At 61.0% G+C, this 18,050-nt stretch carries 20 protein-coding genes; 2 read left to right on the top strand and 18 right to left on the bottom strand.

Annotation, left to right across the window (positions count from 1 at the left end; translation table 11 throughout):
* Positions 1-40: 40 nt before the first annotated feature.
* From hemW to ACQUQP_RS02565, 9 genes are all read right to left on the bottom strand, one after another.
* Positions 41-1,180: a radical SAM family heme chaperone HemW gene (gene hemW, locus ACQUQP_RS02525; protein WP_432697242.1), complete on the bottom strand. Its 1,140-nt coding sequence runs from the start codon at positions 1,178-1,180 to the stop codon at positions 41-43.
* Between the two features lie 8 nt (positions 1,181-1,188).
* On the bottom strand, positions 1,189-1,797 hold the full coding sequence (rdgB, locus tag ACQUQP_RS02530) for an RdgB/HAM1 family non-canonical purine NTP pyrophosphatase (protein ID WP_432697243.1): 609 nt from the start codon (positions 1,795-1,797) through the stop codon (positions 1,189-1,191).
* Positions 1,798-1,803: 6 nt separating this feature from the next.
* Entirely contained in the window at positions 1,804-2,271 is a 468-nt protein-coding gene (locus ACQUQP_RS02535) for a DUF4426 domain-containing protein (RefSeq protein ID WP_432697244.1), read from the bottom strand.
* A gap of 33 nt (positions 2,272-2,304) precedes the next feature.
* Positions 2,305-2,895 (bottom strand): methionine biosynthesis protein MetW, encoded by a 591-nt coding sequence (metW, locus tag ACQUQP_RS02540; RefSeq protein WP_432697245.1) that lies wholly within the window; start codon positions 2,893-2,895, stop codon positions 2,305-2,307.
* A complete protein-coding gene (metX, locus tag ACQUQP_RS02545) occupies positions 2,885-4,066 on the bottom strand; it encodes a homoserine O-succinyltransferase MetX (RefSeq protein ID WP_432697246.1) in 1,182 nt (393 codons plus the stop codon). Before metX ends, metW begins: the two co-directional genes overlap by 11 nt.
* Before the next feature lie 116 nt (positions 4,067-4,182).
* A complete protein-coding gene (locus tag ACQUQP_RS02550) occupies positions 4,183-4,482 on the bottom strand; it encodes a DUF167 family protein (RefSeq protein WP_432697247.1) in 300 nt (99 codons plus the stop codon).
* Positions 4,483-4,486: 4 nt separating this feature from the next.
* The gene (locus ACQUQP_RS02555) at positions 4,487-5,029 is read right to left on the bottom strand and encodes a YggT family protein (protein WP_432697248.1); all 543 of its coding nucleotides are present in this window, start codon (positions 5,027-5,029) and stop codon (positions 4,487-4,489) included.
* A gap of 100 nt (positions 5,030-5,129) precedes the next feature.
* Entirely contained in the window at positions 5,130-5,957 is an 828-nt protein-coding gene (gene proC / locus ACQUQP_RS02560) for a pyrroline-5-carboxylate reductase (protein ID WP_432697249.1), read from the bottom strand.
* Positions 5,958-5,973: 16 nt separating this feature from the next.
* On the bottom strand, positions 5,974-6,684 hold the full coding sequence (locus tag ACQUQP_RS02565; RefSeq protein ID WP_432697250.1) for a YggS family pyridoxal phosphate-dependent enzyme: 711 nt from the start codon (positions 6,682-6,684) through the stop codon (positions 5,974-5,976).
* A gap of 83 nt (positions 6,685-6,767) precedes the next feature.
* Here ACQUQP_RS02565 and ACQUQP_RS02570 point away from each other — a divergent pair, with 83 nt between their 5' ends.
* Both ACQUQP_RS02570 and ACQUQP_RS02575 read left to right on the top strand, forming a co-directional pair.
* Positions 6,768-7,802, top strand: a complete 1,035-nt coding sequence (locus ACQUQP_RS02570) for a type IV pilus twitching motility protein PilT (RefSeq protein WP_432697251.1) — start codon at positions 6,768-6,770, stop codon at positions 7,800-7,802.
* A 20-nt stretch (positions 7,803-7,822) separates the two neighbouring features.
* Positions 7,823-8,986 carry a PilT/PilU family type 4a pilus ATPase gene (locus tag ACQUQP_RS02575; protein ID WP_432697252.1) on the top strand — a complete coding sequence of 388 codons (1,164 nt, stop codon included), beginning with the start codon at positions 7,823-7,825 and terminating at the stop codon, positions 8,984-8,986.
* Positions 8,987-9,081: 95 nt separating this feature from the next.
* Here ACQUQP_RS02575 and ACQUQP_RS02580 read toward each other — a convergent pair whose 3' ends face one another.
* The 9 genes from ACQUQP_RS02580 to ACQUQP_RS02620 all read right to left on the bottom strand — a co-directional run bounded on the left by ACQUQP_RS02580 (position 9,082) and on the right by ACQUQP_RS02620 (position 17,938).
* Positions 9,082-10,356, bottom strand: coding sequence for a dihydroorotase (locus ACQUQP_RS02580; protein WP_432697253.1), 1,275 nt, complete (start codon positions 10,354-10,356; stop codon positions 9,082-9,084).
* Between the two features lie 14 nt (positions 10,357-10,370).
* Complete coding sequence (locus tag ACQUQP_RS02585; RefSeq protein ID WP_432697254.1) at positions 10,371-11,387, bottom strand: aspartate carbamoyltransferase catalytic subunit; 1,017 nt, start codon at positions 11,385-11,387, stop codon at positions 10,371-10,373.
* Between the two features lie 20 nt (positions 11,388-11,407).
* Entirely contained in the window at positions 11,408-11,917 is a 510-nt protein-coding gene (gene pyrR, locus ACQUQP_RS02590; protein ID WP_432697255.1) for a bifunctional pyr operon transcriptional regulator/uracil phosphoribosyltransferase PyrR, read from the bottom strand.
* On the bottom strand, positions 11,898-12,374 hold the full coding sequence (gene ruvX, locus ACQUQP_RS02595) for a Holliday junction resolvase RuvX (RefSeq protein WP_432697256.1): 477 nt from the start codon (positions 12,372-12,374) through the stop codon (positions 11,898-11,900). Before ruvX ends, pyrR begins: the two co-directional genes overlap by 20 nt.
* A 14-nt stretch (positions 12,375-12,388) precedes the next feature.
* Positions 12,389-12,955 (bottom strand): YqgE/AlgH family protein, encoded by a 567-nt coding sequence (locus tag ACQUQP_RS02600; RefSeq protein WP_432697257.1) that lies wholly within the window; start codon positions 12,953-12,955, stop codon positions 12,389-12,391.
* Positions 12,956-13,005: 50 nt separating this feature from the next.
* On the bottom strand, positions 13,006-13,968 hold the full coding sequence (locus tag ACQUQP_RS02605; RefSeq protein ID WP_432697258.1) for an energy transducer TonB: 963 nt from the start codon (positions 13,966-13,968) through the stop codon (positions 13,006-13,008).
* A 4-nt stretch (positions 13,969-13,972) separates the two neighbouring features.
* Positions 13,973-14,926: a glutathione synthase gene (gshB, locus tag ACQUQP_RS02610; protein ID WP_432697259.1), complete on the bottom strand. Its 954-nt coding sequence runs from the start codon at positions 14,924-14,926 to the stop codon at positions 13,973-13,975.
* Between the two features lie 37 nt (positions 14,927-14,963).
* Positions 14,964-15,692, bottom strand: a complete 729-nt coding sequence (locus ACQUQP_RS02615; RefSeq protein WP_432697260.1) for a 16S rRNA (uracil(1498)-N(3))-methyltransferase — start codon at positions 15,690-15,692, stop codon at positions 14,964-14,966.
* A gap of 83 nt (positions 15,693-15,775) precedes the next feature.
* Positions 15,776-17,938: a putative bifunctional diguanylate cyclase/phosphodiesterase gene (locus tag ACQUQP_RS02620; protein WP_432697261.1), complete on the bottom strand. Its 2,163-nt coding sequence runs from the start codon at positions 17,936-17,938 to the stop codon at positions 15,776-15,778.
* Between the last annotated feature and the right edge of the window lie 112 nt (positions 17,939-18,050).

Consider the following 18,050-nt stretch of genomic DNA (forward strand, 5'->3'; position numbering starts at 1 on the left):
TCCTTCACGGAAATTATCAGGTTAGTGTGCAGTAGAGCGTTCAATCCATGAACAGAGCGAGCAGATCATTCAGAAACAGCTTGCCCTGGGGGGTGGGCGCAAGCCTTTCCGGACTTTCCTGTAGCAGGCCCTGGCTGCGCGCCTGATCAGTTATCGGCTCGATGGCGGAAAAGTTCAGTCCTGTGCGTTCACTGAATAAACGCGTGTCGACGCCATCGCTCAGGCGCAGGGCATTGAGCATAAACTCGAACGGCAGATCCTCCGGGTCGATCACTGCGCTGCCTGCGATACGCCGGGCCGGATCCAGGTAGGCGGCGGGCTGGCGTATCTTGTGTCGACGCAGGATAACCAGACTGCCGTTATCGATGCGTGACAGTTTACCGTGGGCGCCCGCGCCGATACCGATGTAGTCACCAAACTGCCAGTAGTTCAGGTTGTGGCGTGCCTGGTTGCCGGGCTGGCAGTAGGCTGAAACCTCGTACTGCTGGTAGCCGGATTGTTCCAGCAGTGTCTGGCCGCGCTCCTGGATCTCCCAGAGCGCCTCGTCCAGGGGCAGGCTGGGCGGGCGGGCGTGAAACTCGGTATTGGGCTCGATGGTGAGCTGATACCAGGAGAGGTGGTCCGGGTTAAGGTCGACCGCCTGTTTCAGATCGGCCAGCGCCTGTTCAGGGCTTTGCCCCGGCAGTCCGTGCATCAGGTCCAGGTTGAGCCGCGGGAAAAGTTCGCGGGCGTAGCGGGCGGCGGCGATCGCCTCGTCGCCGTTATGAATACGACCCAGCGCCTGCAGGGCATCGCTGTTGAAGCTCTGCACGCCGATCGACAGGCGATTGACGCCGGCCTCGCGGTAGCCTCGGAATCTCGCCTGCTCGAAGGTGCCGGGGTTGGCCTCCATGGTGATCTCTATATCGTCCACAAAGGAAATACGCTGCTCTATCCCGCGCAGCAGGCGTTCGATCGCCTCCGGGCTGAACAGGCTGGGCGTGCCGCCGCCGATAAAGATCGATTGCAGTGGGCGCTCGTATGCATCGCACAGCTCCGCGTCGAGATCGTCGAGCAGGGCATCAACATAGGCTGTTTCCGGCAGCTCGCCGCGCTGGGCGTGGGAGTTGAAATCGCAGTAGGGGCATTTACGCACACACCAGGGGATGTGCACGTAAAGGCTGAGAGGGGGCAGTGTCATCAAGCTGTTTATACTTTGGCCAGGTAGGGCGCGATCGAGGCAACCAGCTGTTTGACCGCTTTGCCGCGATGGCTGCGGGCGTGTTTTTCCTCCGCCGACAGCTCGGCGCTGGCGCAACCGAGCTCAGGTACCAGAAACAGCGGATCGTAACCGAAACCGTTCTTTCCCTGGGGCTCATGCAGGATGCTTCCTTCCCAGCTGCCCTGACAGATCAGCGGTGTCGGGTCTTCGGCGTGACGCATGAAGACGAGAACACACTGGAAGCGGGCGGTACGCTCGGCGTCCGGTACATCCGCCAGCGCCGTCAGCAGCTTGCGGTTGTTCTCCTCGTCGCTGGCGCCTTCGCCGGCGTAGCGGGCCGAGTAGATACCCGGCGCGCCACGCAGCGCATCCACTTCCAGCCCTGAATCATCGGCCAGTGCCGGCAGTCCGGTGGCCCGGCAGGCGTTACGGGCTTTCAGAATTGCGTTCTCGACGAAGCTGAGGCCGGTTTCCTCCACGTCACGCACCGAGAAGTCGTGCTGCGGAACGACGCTGAAATTCAGCGGTGCCAGGATCTGGTTAAACTCTTCCAGTTTGCCGCGGTTACCGCTGGCGAGGACGATCCGGTTAATCATGGGGCCTCAGTCTACGTAAAAGGTCTGTTCGAATTCGATGTTGTACGGATCGGCGTTGGCGTCGGGCCGCACCTGCAGGCGGATGGTGAGCTTCTCGTCCTCGGTGAAACGGAAGCTGCCGAGGTAATAGATCGCATTACCCTCGTCGACCTGTTTGAACTCCAGCTGCTGGGCCTGCTGCAGCAGATTGGAGGCTTCGCCGCTCAGCTGAGCGCGAACCGGTGTTTTGCTGCCATCCGCTTCCAGTTTCAGTACCGCCACATTAACCAGCGCACGGTATTTACTGCGGGTCAGGTCGTACTGCTGTGCCACGTCCGGGGTGATGAAGCTGGAGTTAAAGGCGTTGTAGTGGATCTCGTACTTGCCGTCGGCGATCTTCTGTTCGGCCTGTGTGAAACCCGCGACCATCAACAGGCTCAGCATGCCGATCAATCGGGACAGACTGCGAAACGGGGCCATGTGAAACGAAACCATGGGAGTCTCCTTGTTCTAGGTTGGGCGCCCGGGTTAACGCGTGATGCGGTAGATGGCGATTTCGCCCAGCATGTTGGGCCAGAGCCGGATCCACCAGCGATCACGCAGCTTGTGGTCCACCACGGTGCGGTCGAGGATCCTGATGTTGCGCTCCACGCATAGCCGCTCAAAATCGTCGAACGTGCAGAAGTGGATGTTGGGCGTGTTGTACCAAGTATAGGGCAGGAACTTGGATACCGGCATTCTGCCCCTGAAGGCGAGGTAGAAGCGTGCCCGCCAGTGGGCAAAGTTCGGAAAGGTGACGATGCACTCCTTGCCGATACGCAGCATTTCATCGACGATCAGGTCGGGCCGGTGCATGGTCTGCAGCGCCTGGGTCATCACCACGGTGTCGAAACTGTTATCGCGGATCGAGGCGAGGCCCCGGTCGATATCCTGTTCCACCACGCTGACGCCTTTTTCAATGCAGGCGGTGATGTTTTCCTGGTCGATCTCCAGGCCATAGCCACCGACATTTTTTTCACTGCGCAGGTGCGCCAGCAGTTCGCCGTCGCCACAGGCCAGGTCGAGCACCCGGGAGTCCGGGCGGATCCACTCCTGAATGATTTCCAGATCAGCGCGCATCGATGCTCTCCTTGTTGTTAACAGCCCGGCTTTCAGCGTCGACCCGGTTCATGTAAGCGGCGAATATCGCCATGTAGCGCGGGTTGGGTATCAGGAAGGCATCGTGGCCGTGGGCAGACTCGATTTCGGCGTAGCTGACCTCTTTCTGTGCGGCGACCAAGGCGTCCACCGTTTCCCGTGAGCGCTCCGGCGAAAAACGCCAGTCGGTGGTGAACGAAACCACCAGGAAGCGACAGGTGGCGTGACTCAGTGCAGCTACCAGGTCATGGCCGTAGTCCGCCGCCGGGTCGAAGTAATCCAGCGCCTTGGTCATCAGCAGATAGGTGTTGGCATCGAAGCTGGTGGAGAACCGCTCACCCTGGTACTGCAGGTAGGACTCCACCTCGAACTGCGGGTTGTTGAAGTCGAAGCTGAGCTTGCCGGCGCGCAGTTCACGGCCGAACTTCTCGCGCATGCCGTCATCGGACAGGTAGGTGATATGCCCGACCATCCGTGCCAGCGCCAGGCCTGTTTTCGGCACCACGCCGTGTTCGTAGTAGTGGCCGCTGTGGAACATCGGGTCCTTGCTGATCGCCTGGCGGGCCACCTCGTTGAAGGCGATGTTCTGCGCCGACAGCTTCGGCGCTGCGGCGATCACCAGGCAGTTGCGCAGGCGGTCCGGGTAATCGATCGCCCACTGCATCGCCTGCATGCCGCCGAGACTGCCACCGATCACCGCGGCCCACTGGGAAATACCGAGCCGGTCCGACAGGCGCACCTGGGAGTTGACCCAGTCCTTGACGGTCATGATCGGGAAGTCGGGGCCGTAGGGTTTGCCGGTCTCGGGGTTGATGCTCTTGGGGCCGGTGGAGCCGTGACAGCCCCCCAGGTTATTCAGTGCGACGACAAAAAAACGGTTGGTATCGATCGGCTTGCCGGGGCCAATGGCGGAATCCCACCAGCCGGGCTTGCGGTCTTCCATGCTGAGATAGCCGGCGGCGTGCTGATGGCCGGAGAGCGCATGGCAGATCAGGACGGCGTTGGAGGCGTCGTCGTTGAGCTTGCCGTAGGTCTCGATAATCAGGTCGTAGCTTTCCAGCACGCGACCGCAGCTGAGTGCCAGCGGGGTGTCGAAATGCAGGGTCTCGGGGGTTACCAGGCCGACAGAGTCGGCGGGAATGTCACTGGGCATGGAACGGCTCTCGATCAGGTTGTCGGGCAAAACGTTGGCAGGATGTAGATGACCGGCAGCATCACATCTCGTAATACAGCCCGCGACAATGGATCAGGAACAAGCTCGTATTCACCTTAGTCTCTCTTAATCGGAACACTGCCCGGTAGTTTGCTCGGCTGGTCGATAGCGACCCGCTTCTGGCGACCCAGTTCGCCACTGAGAATAGTCACCGCACTTTTGGGGACGCCGAAGGTTTTGGCCAGGAATTTTACCAGCTGCGCGTTGGCGCGTCCTTCGATCGGCGGTGCGGTGATGCGGATCTTAACACTCTCGCCGTGCAGACCCGAAATTTCATCTTTTGATGCTTTCGGCTGGAGGTGACAGCTCAGGATCAGGCGGTCACCGTCCCAGCGGTAAAACGGTTCTTCGGCCATCGTCTCAGAAGGTAAACGGGGCCAGCTGGGAACGCACGATCTGGATCACCAGGAAGATCAGGATCGGCGACAGGTCCAGGCCGCCGATCGACGGAATCACCTTTCGTGCCAGCGAGAACAGCGGCTCGGTCAACTGCAGAATCATCTGCGGCGCCGGGTGGTAGCTGTCCGGCGCGATCCAGCTGATGATCACGGCACCGATCACGGCCCAGAAATAGATCAACAGGATGCCGTCGATCAGTGTGCCGGCCGAGAGCAGCAGCATCGTGATGATCGGTGCGCTGGCGCCCTGGTAGGCGACCACGGCCAGCAGGGTAAGAAAGTACACCCCCAGGGCCAGCAGCAGCGGTGAAACGTCGAAACGGCCCGCCCGGGGCAGCAGCTTCTGCAGCGGCGCCAGCGGTACGCGGGTCAGCCGCACCACCGCCTGGGAGATCGGGTTGTAATAGTCGGCACCGGCAACCTGCAACAGAAAGCGCAGGGTGAGGATGAAAGCGTACAGCTGGCCGATAGTGTGAATGATCAGAAGGATCGGATCCTGTCCCATGTCGAGTCCTGTTGCTGGGTTGGGCGCTCAGTATAGAGGTTTCAGCTAAGTGGTTGAACCTGGAGAAGCGGTGAGTGAATCGCCGCTTCTCCAGGGCATTTTAATCCTTGCAGAGTTCGTCGCTCAGCGATTCGGCGCGGTCACGGCAGGCGGTCATCGCCTGCAGTACCATGGCGTCGATGCCCTGCTGCTGGAAGCTCAGAATCGCCTGTTCGGTGGTGCCGTTGGGCGACGTCACGTTGCGGCGCAGTTCGGCCGGTGACAGCGGGCTTTCGGTGGCCATGCGGGCCGCTCCCAGCGCCGTCTGCAGGGTCAGCTGTTTTGCCGTTTCCGGGTCCAGTCCGAGCTGCTCGCCGGCCTTGGCCATCGCTTCCATAAACAGGAAATAGTACGCAGGACCTGAGCCGGATACGGCGGTGACCGCGTCAATCTCTGCTTCGTTTTCGACCCAGAGGGTGATGCCCACCGCCGCGAGGATCGCTTCGGTCTGCTCGCGCTGCTGTTCGCTGACCAGAGCGTTGGCGTACAGACCGCTGGCACCGGTCTGCACCAGCGCCGGCGTGTTGGGCATGCAGCGCACGATCGCGACATCGCCGCCAAACCAGCGTGACAGGGATTCCGCATCGATACCGGCAGCCACAGATACCAACAGCGGCTTATGCTGCTGCACCGTGTCGCGGTGAGCTTCAGCCACGCTTTTCATCACCTGGGGTTTGACCGCCAGTACGGCGATATCGCAAGCGGCCAGCGCTTCGTCATTATTGCGCGTGGCGTTCAGGCCGCGCTCGGCGTAGGGGGCCAGCTTCTCGTCACTGGGGTCGGTAACCCAGATCTGGTCCGCCGGGTAACCGTTGGCCAGCAGGCCCTCGAAGATGGCGCTGGCCATGTTGCCGGCACCGATAAATGCGATTTTTGCGGTCTGTGTCACAGTAAAATCCTGGTCGTTATTCGGGTTTCGGTTCTGTCTTCGCTGCGCGCGGGCCGAACAGCGCCGTCCCCACACGCACGATGGTGGCGCCCTCTTCGATCGCCGGTACCAGATCAGCGGACATCCCCATCGACAGGGTGTCCAGCTCCGGTAGGTCGACGCGGATAGCGTCGAGCAGGCGGCGCAGATCGGCAAAGGCGCGGTGCTGGGTGTCGGGGTCGTCCGTCGCCGCCGGAATCGCCATCAGGCCGCGCAGGCGGATACCGGGTAGCTCGCCAAGTGCCCTGGCCAGCGCAGGGGCCTCGTCCGGGCTGCAGCCGGACTTGCTCTCCTCGCGGGAGATATTCACCTGCAGGCAGATGTTGAGCGGCGGTTTGCCATCCGGGCGCTGGTCCGACAGGCGCTGGCCGATCTTCAGCCGGTCGACGCTGTGTACCCAGTCAAAATGCTCGGCAATCGGGCGTGTCTTGTTGGATTGAATGGGGCCGATGAAATGCCATTCAAGCGCCAGATCGCTGAGTGCCTCGATTTTATCCAGCGCTTCCTGCAGGTAGTTCTCGCCGAAATGGGTCAGCCCCTGATTAACGGCGCTGCGTACCTCGTCGGCGGAGCGGGTCTTGCTGACCGCCAGCAACTGGACGCTGTCGCGGGGACGGCCGGCCTGGGCACAGGCGCTGTCGATCTGTTGATTGACGCTTAGAATTCGATCAGAAATATCACTATTCATCTGGGCTTTGACCAATCCGATTGGCATGTTGGGGCTATTCTGCTAGAACAGGACTCTAAAGATACGAGCCGGGTCTTAGCATTATGGATATTACCGAACTTCTTGCCTTTGCCGTACAGCAGGGCGCTTCTGACTTACATATAACCGCAGGGATGCCACCGCTGATCCGTGTTGATGGTGATGTGCGCCGCATCAAACTGCCGGCCATGGACCACAAGCAGGTCCATACGCTTGTCTACGATATTATGAATGACAAGCAGCGCAAGGAGTACGAGGAAAACTACGAAACCGATTTCTCCTTTGAAGTCCCCAAGCTGTCCCGTTTTCGTGTCAACGCGTTCAACCAGCACCGCGGTGCGGCGGCGGTGTTCCGTACCGTTCCCAATAAGGTACTGACGCTGGATGATCTGGGGATGGGCAAGGTGTTCCGTGATCTGTCGGATCAGGCTCGTGGCCTGGTGCTGGTCACCGGCCCGACCGGTTCCGGTAAGAGTACGACACTGGCAGCGATGATGGATTATGTCAACGACACCCGTACCGACCACATCCTGACCATCGAAGACCCGATCGAATTCGTCCACGAAAGTAAAAAGTGTCTGATCAACCAGCGCGAGGTCCACAGGGACACGCACAGTTTTGCCAACGCCCTGCGCTCGGCACTGCGTGAAGACCCTGATGTTATACTGGTGGGTGAGATGCGAGATCTGGAAACCATCCGCCTGGCGCTGACCGCGGCGGAAACCGGTCACTTGGTGTTCGGTACACTGCACACCACCTCGGCGGCGAAGACGATCGACCGTATCATCGACGTGTTCCCGGCGCAGGAGAAGGACATGGTGCGCTCCATGTTATCGGAGTCGCTGCAGGGGGTTATCTCCCAGACGCTGTTGAAAAAGCCCAAGGGCGGACGAGTGGCGGCCCATGAGATTATGATCGGTACCCCGGCGATCCGTAACCTGATTCGTGAAGACAAAGTTGCGCAGATGTATTCGGCGATCCAGACCGGTGCCGCCTACGGCATGAAAACCCTGGACCAGTCGCTGCTCGAGCTGGCGCAGAAAGGGCTGATCTCACGCGATACCGCGCGTGAAAAGGCCAAAAACCCGAGCTCGTTCTGACGCGCTGAAGGAGAAAACGCGTGGATTTTACACAACTGCTGAAAGTGATGTCGGAACGCAAGGCATCGGACCTGTTTGTCACCGCCGGCGCGGCGCCGTCGATCAAGGTGGATGGCACCATCAAGCCGCTGACGCGCGAAACGCTTAAGCCTGCGCAGTCTCGGGCACTGGTCTACAGCACCATGAACGACAAGCAGCTGGCGGAGTTTGAAGGCACCAGCGAGTGTAACTTTGCGATCAGTGCCCCCGGCATCGGCCGTTACCGTGTCAGCGCCTATATGCAGCGCAACTCGCCGGCGATGGTGCTGCGTGCGATCAACGACTATATCCCCTCACTGGAAGAGCTGAACCTGCCGCCGGTGCTGAAGGATCTGGCGATGACCAAGCGTGGTCTGATCCTGTTCGTGGGTGGTACCTCCACCGGTAAATCCACCTCGCTGGCATCGATGATCGACTACCGCAACACCCATCATGCGGGTCACATCATCACCATCGAGGATCCGATCGAGTACATCCACCAGCACAAGAAGAGCATCATCACCCAGCGTGAAGTGGGTATCGATACCGAATCCTTTGCCGTGGCACTGAAAAACACCCTGCGTCAGGCACCGGACGTCATTCTGATGGGTGAGATCCGCTCTGCGGACACCATGAAGTACGCCCTGCAGTTCGCCGAAACCGGCCACCTCTGTCTGGCAACCCTGCACGCCAACAACGCCAACCAGGCGCTGGACCGTATCATCTCCTTCTTCGGTCCCGAGCATCATGACCAGATCTGGATGGACATGTCGCTCAACCTGAAAGCGATCGTGGCGCAGCAGCTGCTGCCGACTGTGGATGGCAAGGGGCGCCGTGCCGCGATCGAAGTGCTGATCAACACCCCGCTGATCCAGGACCTGATCCGCAAGGCAGAGGTTCACGAGATCAAGGATGTGGTGAAGAAGTCCACCAACCTGGGGATGCAGACCTTCGACCAGGCGCTATACACCCTCTACAAGGATGGCATCATCACTTACGAGACCGCGCTGTCCCATGCCGACTCGGCCAACGATCTGCGCCTGATGATCAAGCTGAACTCCGATACCAACCCGGATCTGGAGACCGACGAGATGCCGTCGTTCACGCTGCAGGATGAGGATGACGATATGAACATCAAGGGTGATATAGACGTCAGAGGGATGTAAACGCGCGTTACCCCGGACCAAGAAAAAGGCCGCTGAACAGTAATGTCAGCGGCCTTTTTTATGCTCAGGCGGTTGCCGGAACCGGCGGGCGGACTTTAGCGTCTGAACACGATCTCGCCACCGAGCAGCGTGGTTTGGACCCGGCCGGTCAGTGTCTGGCCGGCAAACGGGGTGTTACGCCCACCGGAGCGCATCTGCGTCGTGTCCAGTGCCCAGGTTTCGTGCGGATCAAAGATACAGATATCCGCCTGGGTACCCACTTCCAGCGTGCCATCGTCGAGGCCGAGGATGCGGGCCGGACCGAGGGTCAGCTTTTCGATCATCTGCGGCAGCTCCAGCAGCTGCTCTTCGACCAGCTGCAGCGCCAGCGGCAGCAGGGTTTCCAGGTTGCTCATGCCCGGCTCGGTGGCCGCAAACGGCGCCTGTTTGGCGATCGCCTCATGGGGCTGGTGATCGGAGCAGATCGCCTGCAGGGTGTCGGTGACCAGGCCCTGGCGCAGGCCGGCCCGGTCCAGCTGGCCGCGTAGCGGCGGCAGCAGGTGGTAGTCGGCATCGAAGCCGCTGACCGACTCGTCTGTCAGCAGCAGGTTCTGGATCGACACATCGGCGCTGACCCTCAGGCCCCGTTCCCGGGCCGCCTCGATCAGTCGTACCGAGCGTTCACAGGAGAGCTGGCCGAAGTGCGCGCGCACGCCGGTCTGCTCCACCAGCATCAGGCAGCGGGAGACCTCGATGGTCTCGGCGGCTTCCGAGATGCCGTTCAGGCCCAGGCGGGTGCTGGTGGCACCTTCATGCATGCAGCCGTTGACGCTGAGCGAGGGATCCTGCGCCTGGAACACCACCAGCAGATCGTGGGTTGAGGCGTACTCCAGTGCTCGCAGCAGCACCAGGGTGCTGGCCACCGGCTTGCGGGTGTTGGTGAAGGCGATGCAGCCGGAGCTCGCCAGGGCGTGCATCGGTGCCAGCTGTTCACCGGCCAGGCCCTGGGTCAGGGCGCCCATCGGCAGGACACGGGCCAGCCCCTGTTCGGCGGCGCGGTCCTGGATCATTTCCGCCACGGCGGGGGTATCAACCACCGGTTTGGTGGTCGGAGGCGTCACCAGGGTAGTAATACCGCCAGCCGCGGCGGCGGCGGTTTCGCTGGCGATACTGCCTTTCTGGGTATAGCCAGGCTCGCGCACATGGGCGCACAGATCGATAAAGCCGGGGCAGACCACCAGGCCTTGGGCGTCGATGATTTCATCGGCTTCAAAACCGTCCGGTGCGTCGCCGATGGCGAGGATCTCTTCGCCGCGGATATAGAGGTCAGTGACCTGGTCCATCTGCTGGGCCGGATCGATCAGCCGGCCACCCCGAATAAGAATGTTCATGCGCTGTTCGGTCCTTAGAGGTTGAGGTTGTCGCTATCCGGCTGCGGGCGGTTCTTCTCGGCGAGCTGACCGCTCATCGCCATCGACATGACCGCCATGCGCACGGCGATGCCGTTGGTGACCTGATCCAGAATCACCGAGCGCTCACCGTCCGCCACGGCGGATTCGATCTCCACGCCGCGGTTGATCGGGCCGGGATGCATGACGATAGCGTCCGGCTTGGCGAACGCCAGCTTGTCGCCGGTCAGACCGTAGAGCTTGTAGAACTCAGATTCGCTCGGCAGCAGGGCGCTGTCCATGCGCTCCTTTTGCAGACGCAGCATCATCACCACGTCCACGTCACGCAGGCCCGCCGTCATGTCGGTGTAGACCTTGGCACCGAGGGTCTCGATACTGCGCGGAATCAGTGTCTGTGGGGCGATAACGCGGATCTCCTCGGCGCCGAGAATGCGCAGTGCGTGGATCTGCGAGCGGGCCACGCGGGAGTGCAGGATATCGCCGACAATGGCGACCTTCAGGTTTTCGAAATCACCCTTGTGGCGGCGGATGGTCAGCATATCGAGCATCGCCTGGGTGGGGTGGGCATGACGGCCGTCACCGGCATTGATCACCGCCACGTCAGGGGTGACCTGTTCGGCGATAAAGTGCGCCGCGCCGGAGTCGGAGTGGCGCACCACGAACATGTCCGAGTGCATGGCGCGCATGGTCATCAGCGTATCCTTCAGGGTCTCGCCCTTCTTGGTGGAGGAGGTGCTGATGTTCAGGTTAAGGACGTCGGCAGACAGACGCTTGGCCGCCAGCTCGAACGTGGAGAGGGTGCGGGTGCTGGCCTCGAAAAACAGGTTCACCACGGTCTTGCCGCGCAGCAACGGGACTTTTTTGACCTGCTGGGCGCTCATGTCGACGAAGGAGTCGGCGGTGTCGAGAATCTCCGTCAGCAGCTCCCTGGGCAGCCCCTCGGTGGTAAGAAAGTGGCGTAGCTGGCCGCTCTCGGTCAGCTGGATCGGGCATCGGTTTATCGGTTCGGACATGGTCTCTTCCCGGCTTTAAGTCAGTCGCGCTGGCGAATGGTCAGGGTCAGGGGATCGGGGCCGCTCAGTTTGATCGACTGATCCGGACCCAGCGCCAGGGTGCCACCAACGACATCGGCCTGGATCGGCAGTTCGCGGCGCTGCAGGTCGAGCAGCGTGATCAGCATCACCGAAGCGGGGCGGCCGTAGTCGAACAGCTCGTTCAGCGCGGCACGGATGGTGCGGCCGGTCATCACCACATCATCCACCAGCAGAATATGGCGGCCCTCCACCGGGCAGGGCAGCTGAGAGGGCTGCACCTTGGGATTCAGGCCCACCTGGGTGAAGTCATCACGGTAGAAGGAGATATCCAGTACGCCCAGCGGGGTTTCGATGTCGAGATCCTGGTGCAACCGCTCGGCGATCCAGGCACCGCCGGTGCGGATGCCGATCATCAGCGGGTTTTCTATTTCACGTTGAATAATCTGTGCACGCGTTTCGCTGCTGATCTTTTCCAGCAGCGCCTCAACGCTAAGGGTTCCCGATAGCATAGAGATCCTCCAGTCGGGTATGACTCGGTATGCGGGTATCACTGGCGAACCAGTCTTCCAGCAGCAGGCGGGCGGCGATGCCATCCACCGACTCCTGTTTGAAATTGGTGCCGCCGCCGGCTTCCAGGTGGATACGTTTGGCTTCGGCGGTGGTCAGGCGCTCATCGATCAGAAAACAGGGGAGCTGGTAACGATCCTGAATGCGGTTGGCGAACTTGCGGGCGCGGCGGGCCATATCGCTGATGCTGCCGTCCATGTTGAGAGGCAGGCCAACCACTAGGGTGGCGGGCTGCCAGTCGGCGATCAGTGCGTCCAGGGAGGTCCAGTCGGGCTTGCCGTCGCGGGCGGAAACAGGTTCCAGCGGAGAGGCGGTGGCGGTGATCGACTGGCCGATAGCCACGCCGATACGGCCGGTGCCAAAGTCAAACCCCATCACCTGCTGGTTGTCTGTGCTCATGAATGCTGTAGTGCTCAGGCGTGACCGGCGTGTGCGGTCAGTAGATTCAGATTGATTCCGAGCATGGATGCCGCAGCGTTTAGCCGCTCCTCGGCTGGCATCCGGAACATTATATCGAAATTGAAGGGGCAGCTTAACCAGAGGTTGTTGCTCAATTCCTCTTCCAGTTGACCTGGGCCCCATCCGGCGTACCCCAGGGTGATGAGGAAGTCTTCGGGTCCCTGACCGCTGGCGATCGCCTCGAGAATGTCCATGGAGCTGGTGACGCTGATCTCGGGGGTAATGTCCTGGGTGTTGAGCCAGCTGTCATCGCAGCGGCCGTGCAGAACGAAGCCGCGGTCCTGGTGTACCGGGCCGCCGTCGTAGATCGGGTGTGGCGTCAGAGTCGGAGAGCAGGGGGGCAGATCCAGATGGGACAGCAGGTCAGGCAGGTTGAGGCCGGTGCTGCGATTGATCACCAGCCCCATCGCTCCGTAATCGCCGTGCTCGCAGATATAGGTCAGCGTCTGGGCAAAATGGGGATCGTCCAGGTGGGGCATGGACAGCAGAAACTGGTTACGTAGTCGGGTAGGAACGGCCATATGGCGGGCTACCGGTTTGGGTGGATGGATACCGCACGCTCAATTAAGGCTTAGTACACCCGGGCCTGTTTCTCAAATTTCCAGGTGCGGATTACCACCAGTTTGTCGGCGCGTTTGCGGATCTCCACCGGGAACGGCTGGAACGGGGCGGCCAGCTGAACGATACGCACGGCGGCATCATCAAGAATGGCGTGTCCCGAGGATTCCAGAATCTGTACGCGCTCGACGCTGCCATCCGGGAGAATCTCCACCAGCAGGCGCAGCACGCCGTACGTCTTGTCACGGCGCGCCTGTTCCGGGTAGTTCAGGTTACCGACCTTTTCGATTTTGCGGCGCCAGTTATCCAGATACTGGGCATCCTCGTGGGACAGGGTCGAGGCGGCGGTGAGCCTCAGCACGCGCGGGCGTTTGGCGTAGGCTTCACGCTCCTGGTCGAGCTGCGCTTCCAGGCTGGCGATCTCTAGGCTGCGAGCCAGCAGCGACGTCGACGTGCCGCGCTTGGGCTGAGGTTTGGCGGCAGCCTCCTGAACCTGGTCCACGGCCGCTTTTTCATTCGCTTCGCGCAGGGTGGTGACGACCTTGCGGTCACCGCTTTGCTGCGGGGCTTGCGCGTTATCCGTCGGCGGTTCCGGCGCGGGCGGGGTCGGTTCGACCGGTTCGGGCTTGGGCGAGGGCGGTGTCGGTGCCGCCTGGGCCGACTGTGGCGCGGGTGTTTCGCTGCTGAAGTTGGCCGCTTCCCTGGTAGAGGGCAGCTTTTTTTCGTCGCTGGTACCGCTGCCCTGCTGATTGGACTGGGCGATGAAGTCGGCCTCTTTCGGTGCCTCTTTCTGCTCGTACTGGGCTAGGGTGATATCAAGCGTCTGCGGCGGTGGCGGTGGATCGGGCAAGTCGAAGCTCAGCGCCAGCAGCAGAATGCCATGCAACGCGGCGGCCAGAAACACCATAAGGCCGAAGCGCTCCATGCTGACATGGCGCCAGTCGCTATCTTCAGTCACTCCCCGCCGCAGCTTCATTGCGTTACTTCTGGTCCATTGTCTGTTCGATGCAATCCATCAGCTGCATTCCGATATCCAGGCCGAACTGGCTGTCCAGCTCGCGCAGGCAGGTCGGGCTGGTGACGTTGATCTCGGTAAGATAATCACCAATCACGTCCAGACCGACAAACAGCAGCCCCTTTTCCCTGAGCGTGGGTCCCACCTGCTCGCAGATCCAGCGGTCGCGGTCAGACAGTGGACGCCCTTCGCCACGACCGCCGGCCGCCAGGTTGCCGCGGGTTTCACCGGCCGAGGGAATGCGAGCCAGTGCATAGGGTACAGGCTCGCCGTTGATCATGAGAATGCGTTTGTCCCCATCCTTGATCTCGGGCAGGTATTTCTGCGCCATGATCGTCTGGCTGCCATGCTGGGTCAGCGTCTCGATAATCACACCCAGGTTCACGCCATCTTCCCTGATGTGGAAGATTGACGCGCCACCCATGCCATCCAGCGGTTTGAAGATCACGTTCCCATGCTCGGCATGGAAGTCGCGCAGCAGCTGGGCATCGCGGGTGACCAGGACCGGTGGGCAGCACTGCGGGAACTGGGTGGCGAACAGCTTTTCGTTGCAGTCACGCACCGACTGGGTGCGGTTGACCACCAGCACACCTTCGCGCTCGGCCATCGCCAGTAGGTGGGTGGTATAGAGGAACTCGTTGGTGAATGGCGGGTCCTGGCGCATCAGAATGACGTCCAGGTCAGCCAGCGGCTGAATAGCGTACTCGCCGCGCTCAAACCAGTTGTCCGGATCCATGGCGACCTTCAGCGGTGCCATTTTCGCCTGCACCCTGCCGTCACGGGAGAACAGGTGGGACTGCTCCATGTAGTAGAGCTCCCAACCCTTGCGCTGCGCAGCGTGCAGCAGTCCCAGGGAGGTATCTTTTTTGAAAGTGATCGACTCGATCGGGTCCATCACGATGCCGACTTTTATGGTCATCTGAAATTCCTGTCTGTCCGAAGGTGCACAAGGGTGTTTAGCCGAAGTCGCCCCATAGATACTGCAATACGGCAGCGGCGGCAACGGGTGCTGTTTCGGTACGCATCACCCGTGGTCCAAAGGCTACCGGCTGGAAGCCGGCCTGGGTCGCCAGTTCGACCTCTGTCTCGGTCAGGCCGCCTTCCGGACCGATCAGCAGTGCGATAGAGGCGGGGCGTTCGAGCGATGCCAGCGGCCGGGCGGTATGGTGGTGCAGCACCAGTTTGAGATCCGCGTCTACCTGCGTGATCCAGTCGCTGAGTGTGACCGGCTCTTCGATAACCGGCACCCGGCTCCTCTGACTCTGCTCGCAGGCACTGATCGCCACCTGCTGCCAGTGGCGCTGGCGTTTCTCCTGGCGCTCCTGGTTGAGCCGTACTTCGCAACGCTCGGTAAACAGTGGGGTGATCCGCTGGATACCCAGCTCGGTGCTTTTCTGGATGGCGAAATCCATCCGCTCACCTCGGGAGATCGCCTGACCGACCTGAATGCTGAGCGGTGACTCGCTGCCGGTGTCTGTCGGGCTGCCGAGCTGGGCTGATGCACGTTTCTTGGCCACTTCGCAGAGCTCGGCCGGGTACTCCAGGCCATCGCCGTTGAACAGGGTCAGGGGGGCGCCTTCAGCAAGGCGGAGCACCTTTACGCAATGGTTGAAAGCGTTGTCGTCCAGTTCGATTCTGGCGCCTTCGCTGAGCGGCATATCAAGGTAGACGCGAGGGACTCGCATAGCGACTTCTTTACCTGCAAAAAGTAGAATTATGCCATAGACAGAGCGGCACCGGGGAAGCCGCGCCCAAGTGGATAGGCCCCCTAATCGATATCCAGATCAATCTCGATATCCTGTGCCAGCATCGCCTCAAAGTCGGTCTTCACCAGAGGGCGGCTGAGCAGGTAGCCCTGTACCTGGTCGCAGTTCATCTGCCGCAGCAGGTGCAGCTGGCCCTCGCTCTCCACGCCCTCGGCCACCACCTTGAGGTGCAGGCCATGCGCCATCAGCAGAATCGCCTCGATGATCTTGGCGGACTGGGGCGTGGATTCGATGTCGTCGATAAAGCTGTGGTCGATTTTGATGTGATCGATCGGCAGGTTACGAATCCGGCTCAGGGAGGAGTAGCCGGTGCCGAAATCGTCGATGGCGACCTTCGGTCCGAGCTGGCGTACCTGTTTAACCTGCCGCAGAATGCTGTCCATATCCTCGATCAGCACCCCCTCGGTCAGCTCCAGTACCAGGTGTGAAAGCAGCTGCGGGTCGCCGTTAAAGATCGCTCTGAGCTGTGTCACCAGGTCGGCGCGTAGAAAGCTGATGCCGGACAGGTTGATCGCCAGCATCGGCATCGACAGCCCCTTGTCCGACCAGTCGCGCAGTTGACGCGCCACGGCCTGAAGTACCCAGAGGTCGATCCGTTTGACCAGCCCTGTCTGTTCCGCGAATGGGATGAATATGGCGGGCGAGATCATCCCTTTTTCGGGATGGCGCCAGCGCAGCAGTACTTCGGCCGACACCGGCTGGTTGCTCTTCAGGTCGAAAATCGGCTGAAACACGAGGAAAAACTGATCCTCGTCCAGGGCCTGCTGGATCTCCTGCCAGAGTCCCAGGCGTTGATCTACCGGGGCGCCCGAGAGCCTGTTGAACCAGTACCAGTCCCTTTCCATGCGTCGTGCGGCGCGCAGTGCTTCTTCGGCCCGCCCGATCAGCTGGAACTCCTGCTCACCGTCCTCCGGGTAGAGGCTGATACCGATACGGCCCTGCAGGCTGAACGGTTGTCCGTCGATGCTGATCGGTGCGGAAACTGTCTCCAGCAGTTCGCGCATCAGGCTGCGGATCGCTTCATCGTCGCCCGCCTCGGGGCGGACCAGAATCAGAGTGTCTTCGCCGAGGCGCCCAAGAAGGTCGTCAACGCGCAGCTGGTTACGCAGCCGCTCGACAATGGTGCGCAGTATCTGATTGCCACACTCCGGTCCCCAGCGGGTGGTGATCTCGCGCAGCAGGACCAGACGGATAACGAGCACGGCCAGGTAGCTGCCTTCGCGCTGCTGACGGGTGATCTCCCGCTGCAGAGCCTGGCCCAGCGACTGGCGGTTGTAGAGTCGGGTCACCGGATCGAACTCCTCGAGAAAACGGGCATGTTCGCTGAGATGGCGCAGGCGCCGGTTTTCCAGGGCGTGATCCCTTAATTGCTGAAGCGCCCTGGCCAGGGCGCCGATCTCATCCCGGCGGTTGGTGTCTCCGAGCTCTATCTCAAACCGGGCATTGGTGATCTCCAGCGTTGCCTGGGCCAGACGACGCAGGGGGTTGGCGATGTTACGCCCGATGGTCAGGGCGGCAAGCAGAGTGACGAGAAGCAGCGCCAGGGTCAGCACGGCGAGGCTGAGCAGCCGGGCGAACAGCTGTGACTGGATATCGTCCAGGTGCACGCCCGACCCCAGCAGCCAGTCACTGTCGCTGATGCGCATGAAGTAGCTGAGCTTGTCGCTTTCGGCGGTCAGGTTGCCGGATTGATCCAGCTGGGCCCAGCGGTAGCGCCAGAAAGTCTCGTTGCTTTCGGCGATCACTTTTAGCAATGCCGGCAGTAACGGCCGGTCGCTGGTGTCCCGTAGAACCGCGAAGTTTTGCCCTTCCAGTGAAGGGCGTCCCACGTTGATCAGCATGTCGCCGTCATCGGTGAGCAGGAAAAGGTAATTGGTGCGGCGGTAGCGGGCAGGCTCAAGCAGTTGGCGGGCGCGCTCAAGCAGTTGCGGTTTGTCGATATAACCGTTCTGGTACTCGGTGTACGCCTCGTTCAACTGGCCGCCGACCACTTCTACGATGCTGCGGACTTCGCGTTTGCGGGCATCGATCAGGTCGTCATGATGGAGAAAGGCGGCGAGGAGAGCAGTAGCGAGAATGCAGAACAGGGAAAGGGTAACCAACAGCAGCAGCTTGCGGTGAATACTGAGGTTGCTCAGTCTTGATGTCGGCTCCTGTGGTTGCATCTCTGTCGGGTCCCGGTTCCTTCTGGAGTGGTGCTCCAATGCATGGCTATCTTGTTGTTCTCAGATGAAAAAGCCCGGCATTTAGCCGGGCTTCGATTTTGCAGTCTAGAGC

It is taken from the genome of Marinobacterium sp. YM272 (assembly GCF_050908845.1).
Taxonomy (GTDB): Bacteria; Pseudomonadota; Gammaproteobacteria; order Pseudomonadales; family Balneatricaceae; genus Marinobacterium_D.